Source organism: Synechococcales cyanobacterium T60_A2020_003, assembly GCA_015272205.1.
In the GTDB taxonomy this organism is placed as follows: domain Bacteria; phylum Cyanobacteriota; class Cyanobacteriia; order RECH01; family RECH01; genus JACYMB01.
Genome location: JACYMB010000269.1, coordinates 1 through 6,699 on the forward strand (window position 1 = coordinate 1; position 6,699 = coordinate 6,699).

Sequence of the window (6,699 nt, forward strand, 5' to 3'; positions counted from 1 at the left end):
ACTTGCTCTTTTTTGATTCTGATACCCCGTCCGCTTGCGGCGGGGTAGTTCATTCAATCGAGGAGAGTTACTAGTAACTCCCTTCTTGGTCGTCTGGAAATATAAGGGCTGTGTACGCCTCCACTAACAGGCAGTCGTTATGTCAGTACTTTTGAGAAACCTGTCGATCTGTGGGACTGGGTTAAGAGAAGGCTCGCTGAGGTGCGATCGCCTTCTGCTCTATGCCCCTCAGTAGACGAGATTCATAAGAAAATCCGAATAAACGTTTCTTTTAATATTGGCGCGATCGCCCTGCAAGCAAGGGTTATACCGATTTTTGGCTGTGAACCTAACCTTTTATCCTAGGGGGCGATATCCGCTTATGTTCACCTCCCGTTAGATTGTTGGTTACGAACAGTTATGGATTGCGTTGTCCTCGATACTAAATGCACATTATTGAGGCACGTCCACCATACGAAATCTGCAATCCATCAGTTTTCTAACGGGTAAATGTTAAGTATTGCAATTCCTACGAGATTTCAAGGCGTAGTGGAACTATTTGTAAGCAACCGTGTGTCACAATGTAAGCGGTTTTGCCAACTAAAGTTACGAAAGATAAAGTAGGCGCAAGTCATGGAACCTATATACCAGTACGCCTGGCTGATTCCAGTTCTGCCCTTGCTTGGGGCGATGGTAGTCGGCATTGGACTAATATCCTACCCCCAGGCAGTTCGCAGTGCTCGAAAAGCTGTTTCCGGTTTTCTAGTCTTTTTGATTGGAACGGCGATGGCCCTGTCCTTTGGCATCTTCTGGAGCCAAGTTCAGGGGCATCCAGCCTATACCCAAATGATTGATTGGGCTTCAGCAGGAGATTTTCATCTTTCGATGGGCTACACCATCGATCATCTCGCTGCACTGATGCTCGTCATCGTGACCACCGTAGCGCTGTTGGTCATGATCTACACCGATGGGTACATGGATCATGACCCAGGCTACGTGCGCTTCTATGCTTATCTCAGCTTGTTCTCATCCTCCATGTTGGGGCTTGTCATCAGCCCTAACCTAGTGCAGATCTACATTTTTTGGGAACTCGTAGGGATGTGTTCATACCTCCTCATTGGGTTTTGGTATGACCGAAAAGCTGCAGCCGACGCTTGTCAGAAAGCATTTGTAACGAACCGAGTCGGTGACTTTGGCCTTCTGTTAGGTATGTTGGCACTTTATTGGGCTACCGGAAGCTTCGAGTTCAACGAAATTGGCGGTCGCCTGATGGACTTGGTTGAATCGGGTGCCTTAAGTGTTGGTCTAGCTTCTCTATTTTGCATCTTGGTCTTCCTCGGCCCCGTCGCAAAGTCAGCTCAGTTTCCGCTCCATGTCTGGCTACCCGATGCCATGGAAGGCCCTACACCCATCTCCGCCCTTATTCATGCGGCGACTATGGTTGCGGCTGGAGTGTTCCTCATCGCTCGCATGTTCCCGGTGTTTGAAGGGCTCCCAGGCGTTATGAATGTGATTGCCTGGACTGGGGCGTTTACCGCGTTCCTTGGGGCGAGCATTGCCATTACACAGAATGACATCAAAAAAGGTCTAGCCTATTCCACCATGTCTCAGTTGGGCTACATGGTCATGGCGATGGGCGTTGGAGCCTACGGTGCTGGGTTATTCCACCTCATGACCCACGCGTATTTCAAGGCGATGCTGTTCCTATGCTCTGGCTCTGTCATTCACGGTATGGAGGGGGTTGTTGGGCATGATCCCGTCTTGGCACAAGACATGCGACTGATGGGCGGACTGCGGAAGTTTATGCCCATCACGGCGACAACCTTTTTGATTGGCACCCTGGCAATCTGTGGTATCCCTCCCTTTGCAGGATTTTGGTCCAAGGATGAGATTTTGGGATCGACCTTTGAGGTCAATTCAACGCTTTGGCTAGTGGGCTGGCTCACGGCTGGTATCACGGCTTTCTATATGTTCCGCATGTATTTCTCTACCTTTGAAGGGGAATTCCGAGGTAATGACGCGGATATTCGCAAGACACTCAAGCTTGAACAACTCCAGCGTCTGGGGCTTGCCTTTGGACCAGGGGCAATGGATCCCCAAGAACTTACGGTCGATCATGATGAGGCCGATGATCATCATGGCCACGATGATCATGGGCATAGCGAGTCTCCCCATGAGTCGCCTCTAAGTATGACCTTGCCCCTGATGCTGCTGGCTGTGCCGTCGGTCTTAGTCGGTTTGGTGGGTACTCCGTTTGCAAACTACTTTGAAGCGTTTATCCATCCCCCTGGAGAGCTAGAGGCGATCGTGGAAGCTTCTGGAGCCTTTGATTGGACTGAGTTTTTGCTTATGGGGGGGAGTTCTGTCGGCATCGGCCTCATTGGCATTTCCCTAGCAGTGCTGATGTACTTTACCCACAAAATTGATCCCGCAAAGATTGCAGAGCGGATTCAGCCTCTTTATCAGCTATCTCTCAATAAGTGGTACATCGACGAGATCTACGATGCAGTCTTTGTGAAAGGTAGTCGTCGGATTGCGAAGCAAGCCCTTGAAATGGATGTTCGCATCGTGGATGGTGTTGTAAACCTTGCTGGATTTGTGACGTTGGTTTCGGGTGAAGGACTCAAGTACCTCGAAAGTGGCCGTGCCCAGTTCTATGCACTGATTGTTTTTGGAGCTGTTCTGGGTTTAGTACTTCTGTCTGGAGTCGCGTAAAGTCCCTGGCTACCTTAGTGAGCGATCTCCATTAGGGTAGCCCTTGGGCGATCGCCACACACAGTTGTTTCGATAAAAAACAATCATTCACGTCAATTTATTACGAGATATCTGGCAATGGACGTTGCTAATATTCCCTGGTTAACTATCATTATTCTTTTCCCCATCGCCGCATCGTTGCTCATTCCCATCCTGCCAGATCAAGATGGGAAAACAGTTCGCTGGTATGCGCTGACGGTTGGCCTGATCGACTTTGCATTCATCATTTATGCTTTCTGCACGCAGTACGACTTCTCAAGTTCTGGAATGCAGATGGTGGAGAGCTATTCATGGATTCCATCGCTAGATTTGAAATGGTCAGTTGGGGTGGATGGCCTTTCGATGCCGCTGGTGCTTTTGACGGGCTTCATTACCACTCTCGCAATCCTAGCGGCATGGCCTGTAACCCTCAAACCACGCCTATTCTACTTCCTGATTCTGGCGATGTACGGCGGACAAATCGCCGTCTTTGCGGTTCAGGATATGCTGCTGTTTTTCCTCGTATGGGAATTGGAACTGATCCCCGTTTACTTGCTGTTAGCAATCTGGGGTGGTAAGAAACGACTCTATGCTGCCACCAAGTTCATTTTGTACACGGCGGGTGGCTCTCTCTTTATTTTGGTCGCCGCCCTAGCGATGGCTTTCTATGGAGAGTCAGTCACGTTCGACATGCAGTCGCTCATGGCTAAGGATTTTCCGCTGAAGCTGCAACTCCTCCTGTATTCTGCGTTTTTGATTGCTTACGCCGTTAAACTTCCGATCTTTCCGCTGCATACCTGGTTACCCGATGCCCACGGCGAAGCGACGGCTCCTGTACACATGCTTCTGGCCGGCATCCTCTTAAAAATGGGAGGATATGCGCTGATTCGGATGAATGTGGAAATGTTGCCGGATGCTCATGTTTACTTTGCTCCGGTGCTGGTCATTCTGGGTGTTGTCAACATTATTTATGCCGCGTTGACATCCTTTGCCCAGCGAAATCTCAAGCGCAAGATTGCCTACTCATCCATTTCCCACATGGGATTTGTGCTAATTGGCCTTGGCTCATTCACAAACTTAGGTTTAAGCGGTGCGGTGCTCCAAATGATCTCCCACGGGTTGATCGGAGCTAGCCTATTCTTCTTGGTGGGGGCAACCTACGATCGCACTCATACCCTGATCTTGGATGAGATGGGCGGTGTAGGTCAGAAAATGCCGCGCATCTTCTCCATGTTTACAGCGTGTTCGCTTGCATCCCTAGCGTTACCCGGAATGAGCGGTTTCGTAGCTGAGCTGATGGTGTTTGTGGGTTTCGCGACTAGTGATGCCTATAGCCTCACCTTTAAGGTTGTGATTGTGTGCCTAGCTGCGATTGGGGTGATTTTGACCCCGATCTACCTGCTATCCATGCTTCGTGAGATTTTCTACGGCCCTGAGAACAAGGAACTGGTCTCCCATGAGGTTTTGGTTGATGCAGAACCCCGCGAAGTTTTCATCATCGCGTGCTTGCTAATTCCGATTATTGGTATTGGATTCTATCCAAAGCTGATTACCCAAGTCTATGATGCTAAAACCGTTCAGATTACGGCCTTGATGCGCGATGCTATACCAACGCTCAATGCCGAGCAACCGATGACATCTGAGGAAGCCTCCCTGGCAACAACGTTTCCCATTTGGGCTCCTAAGATCCCTTCTGGAACCTAATGATTAGTATCAATCAGTAGGCTTGAGGCGATCGCCCCAGCCTGAAACAAAAATAGGAGCCACTTTTTAGCGGCTCCTATTTTAATGCTGTTTCTGTGTTGTTGCCCGTCATCGTTAGGCTAGTTCAGCCAAGATATCCGCTGCATGGGTATCCGTCTTCACGCTCTCAAAAACTTTTTCAATGACACCGTCGCCATTGATAATGTATGTCACTCGCTTAGAGTAACCACCGCCACTAACGTCATAGGCCTTGGTAATCGCTCCATCGGAATCAGCGACTAGGGTGAACGGTAGGCCATATTTCTCCTTAAACATCTTGTGGGACGCTTCGTCGTCCATACTGACGCCCAGCACTACGATATCCTTATCTTGATATTCAGGATAAGCATCACGGAATCCCTGCGCTTCCTTTGTACAGCCCGGCGTATCATCCTTGGGATAAAAGTATAGGACAACCGTCTTACCTGCAAAGTCTGCAAGAGACACCGTATTTCCTGCGTCATCCTTAGCAGAAAAGCTAGGTGCGGGACTACCAACTGACAATGCCATGATTTTGGTCTCCTCTTATATACAAACCCTACGGCCTTTAAAGATTTCGTGAATGATCCTACCATTTCTGTCGAATATCTCTGTGATCCATACAGAATTTATAGGTGCATAAACCTTGTGTTCACAGTAATTTCAGCAATTCAACGGTACTGGCATAGGAGGTTTATACTCATCTGAATCCAGTTAGACAGTTATCTTGACACCAAGTTAGGATATGTCTAAAGCCACTGGTATACAAAGGATTCTGCGGCCTGTCTCCTAACTGAGATGTACACACTCGCAGAGGGTGCAATCATCAATACTGATCTCCTGACAATTACGCACTGCCGGTCTTGAGCCTCCTTCTGCGAATCCAGGATTCAATGAAGTCTGGCGGCACTGATTTAGCACTTTTATGACAGAGAATCGTAATTCCCCTATGCTAAACACCGATAGTGACAACAACTCTCAAGCAAAGAAAGAATTCGACGAATATTATCAGCGCTTCCTCGCACAGCAGAGCCGTACCCCTGGTCCAGAGAGTCCGTCTTCAGCATCACGCTCTACGAACGTATCCTCGAAAGACGGTAGTGAGTTTGAGCAAGAATTTCGGAGCCACTACGAGCAATTCGTTGGCTATTCCGTAGACGAACGCTTATTTTCAGTGCCCCATAGTTTCGACTATCGCTATGGCTCTACGTCTGGGATGTTTCCAAACTCCAAGACATTCATTCGCAACAGTTTAATGGGGGTGGGAAGTTTCGCTGCTACAGCCGTTGTAGGCTCTCTGCTCATTTCTTCGGCTTCAAACACTCCCAAATATAGCTTCCGAGACTACTCTCCAGAGTTATTGCAGCAGCAAGAGTTTATTCCCAACGTTTCTACCACCGCTGAGGCTCCCATTGCATCTTCGGGCGTGCTCAGTCGGGCAGACAGCGATGCGCTCGAAGGTAAGGACTCTACCCTTCAGACGGAGGCAACAGAAGCATTCAATATACCTATACCTTTGCGGCCTATGCCAAACTATGGCGTTGTGATGCCGGATTTATCAACTCAACGTAGTACACAAGCACCGACGATGCGAGTCGCAAACTCCTCGGGCTACCTTCTGCCTTCGGCTCAGGAACCCATTGCTGAAACCATACCCCCAGTAACGCCAAGTGTTCCAGAAAGTCCTTCACCTGTAAATGAAGTCTTGCCATCGACAGAGACAAGCCTCGACACCGAGGCCAATGTGAGTTTACCGATTCTGCCCATTGAGAATGTAGGTGTGGAAACAGCGATCACCTTTCGTCTGTTTGGTGAGTCTTCTCCTGGTACAGTTTCGCCCCTTGCCGAAGCATCAGATTTAGATAAGGCCAATGCTGAGAAGCGGGAGGTGGTACCAGGTCTTGAACCGTTATCCGACTGATACGGAGTCCTGCTATGGGGTGACACTTAACCCCACCGCCTGACGGCACATCCCCTTGCTCTAGACGCGAAGCGGCTTCCCGCAGGGTAGGGAAGGTTGAGAGGGATCTCTGAAATAGTGCTACTTTGTGAATCGGATTCAGTATGAAACGGCTATAAGTAGGTGACCCTAATTAAATGTAGGATGTGTTAGGCGTAGCCGTAACGCATCAAATCCTTTGACAGCATGGGTTACGCTATCGCTAACCCATCCTACGAAGAGCTTTATTTATTTACGACTATCTACTTAGCTCGACTTTATCCAATTGATCCAAAAAGGAAAGCAGCAAGCAGAATTCAGATGAG

4 protein-coding genes are annotated in these 6,699 nt (G+C 48.9%); 3 read left to right on the forward strand and 1 reads right to left on the reverse strand.

Features of this window, described 5'->3' with window-relative positions; translation table 11 throughout:
- Window positions 1-612: 612 nt before the first annotated feature.
- Both IGR76_13460 and ndhD1 read left to right on the forward strand, forming a co-directional pair.
- Window positions 613-2,694, forward strand: a complete 2,082-nt coding sequence (locus tag IGR76_13460) for an NAD(P)H-quinone oxidoreductase subunit 5 (protein MBF2079484.1) — start codon at window positions 613-615, stop codon at window positions 2,692-2,694.
- A gap of 117 nt (window positions 2,695-2,811) precedes the next feature.
- Window positions 2,812-4,416 carry a photosynthetic/respiratory NAD(P)H-quinone oxidoreductase subunit D1 gene (gene ndhD1 / locus IGR76_13465; protein MBF2079485.1) on the forward strand — a complete coding sequence of 535 codons (1,605 nt, stop codon included), beginning with the start codon at window positions 2,812-2,814 and terminating at the stop codon, window positions 4,414-4,416.
- 114 nt (window positions 4,417-4,530) lie between these two features.
- On the opposite strand, the gene IGR76_13470 is transcribed toward ndhD1, so the two are convergent.
- Window positions 4,531-4,965, reverse strand: a complete 435-nt coding sequence (locus IGR76_13470) for a peroxiredoxin (GenBank protein ID MBF2079486.1) — start codon at window positions 4,963-4,965, stop codon at window positions 4,531-4,533.
- Window positions 4,966-5,359: 394 nt separating this feature from the next.
- Between IGR76_13470 and IGR76_13475 the strand changes: the two genes are divergently transcribed.
- Window positions 5,360-6,355: a hypothetical protein gene (locus IGR76_13475; GenBank protein ID MBF2079487.1), complete on the forward strand. Its 996-nt coding sequence runs from the start codon at window positions 5,360-5,362 to the stop codon at window positions 6,353-6,355.
- Window positions 6,356-6,699: the final 344 nt, after the last annotated feature.

What these genes read in the sequence shown, in the direction of transcription:
- IGR76_13460 (MBF2079484.1), top strand. Translation starts at nt 613, where the DNA reads ATGGAACCTATATACCAGTACGCCTGGCTGATTCCAGTTCTGCCCTTG.
- ndhD1 (MBF2079485.1), top strand. Translation starts at nt 2,812, where the DNA reads ATGGACGTTGCTAATATTCCCTGGTTAACTATCATTATTCTTTTCCCC.
- IGR76_13470 (MBF2079486.1), bottom strand. Translation starts at nt 4,965, where the DNA reads ATGGCATTGTCAGTTGGTAGTCCCGCACCTAGCTTTTCTGCTAAGGAT.
- IGR76_13475 (MBF2079487.1), top strand. Translation starts at nt 5,360, where the DNA reads ATGACAGAGAATCGTAATTCCCCTATGCTAAACACCGATAGTGACAAC.